This window comes from Curtobacterium sp. B18 (assembly GCF_000333375.1).
Taxonomy (GTDB): domain Bacteria; phylum Actinomycetota; class Actinomycetes; order Actinomycetales; family Microbacteriaceae; genus Curtobacterium.
In genome coordinates, this window is sequence record NZ_BACZ01000159.1 from 1 (window position 1) to 1,092 (window position 1,092).

Annotated in this window: 1 protein-coding gene; it reads right to left on the minus strand. The window is 74.2% G+C overall.

Annotated elements, in window-relative coordinates; genetic code table 11:
* Positions 1-93 precede the first annotated feature (93 nt).
* The coding region (locus I5E_RS04345; protein WP_022905916.1) for a serine hydrolase domain-containing protein at positions 94-1,092 on the minus strand (999 nt) is incomplete at its 5' end.

The window sequence follows — 1,092 nt, forward strand, 5'->3', positions numbered from 1 at the left end:
GATCAAGCACACGTCCTCGGGCGACGGGTGACCGCGAAGCGGCCCGAGCTCCAGGACGTCGTCGAGCACCGCTCCGACATCCCCTAGTCCCGGTCAGTCGGCGGGGCGCCGGAGCGTCATCGCCCCGTCGTGCAGGGGCTCGGTCCCCCACTTCGCCCCGACCGTGCCCCGGTCGAGGTCGACGCGCAGGTGCAGCAGGTGCGGCGTCTCGACGAACCGCAACCCGACGCGAACCGTCCCGTCCGGCTCGGTCGCGGCGCTCGCCGCGAGGGCGCCGTCGACGGCCCATCGTCCTTCGCCGAGCGGCACCGAGTCCGAGCGTCCGTCGTCGGTCACGGTCATGCGGATCCCGTCGCCGTCGCGCGCGAACGTGACCGCGTCGAGGATCCCACCCGGGCGGGACCGCAGGGAGACGTCGGCGAGGTGCTCGGGGAGGCGCCCACCCGCCACCGGTGGCAGCCCCAAGGAGGTGAGCCGCGCCTCCAGGCCGGCGTCCGCGGCCGCGTCGACGTCCACTGCCTCGAGGGCGGGCAGGAGGTGCTGCCAGGCCGCGTCGAGGACGGCCTGCATGTCGAGGCTCTGCCCGGTGAGCGCGAGGACGACGTCCTGCTCGGGCAGGACGACGCAGAACTGGCCGTAGGCGCCGTCGCCGCGGTACCCGTGGCGGGCCATCCAGAACTGGAAGCCGTAGCCCTGCGACCAGTCCGGGTCCTCCTCGGCCGGGTTCTCGACCTGCGTGCTCGTGGCCTGGGCGACCCAGTCCTCGTCGAGGATCCGCTCGCCGTCCCACACGCCACGCTGCAGGTACAGCTGGCCGAGCCGCGCGATCGCCCAGGTCGGCGCGTAGCAGCCGCTGAAGCCGAGCTCCGCGCCGGTCTCGTCGCGTCGCCAAGCGAGGTCGTCGATGCCGAGCGGGTCGAGCAGCCGCGGGCGCAGGTAGTCGACCAGCGTGCCGCCGCTGACCCGCCGGACGATGGCACCGAGCGTGTAGGTGCACGGCTGGTTGTAGGCGAAGACGCTGCCGGGCTCCTCGTCGGGCGGCGTGAGCAGGAAGCCGCGGACGAGGTCGTCCGGGTCGGCGGCACGGGCCCG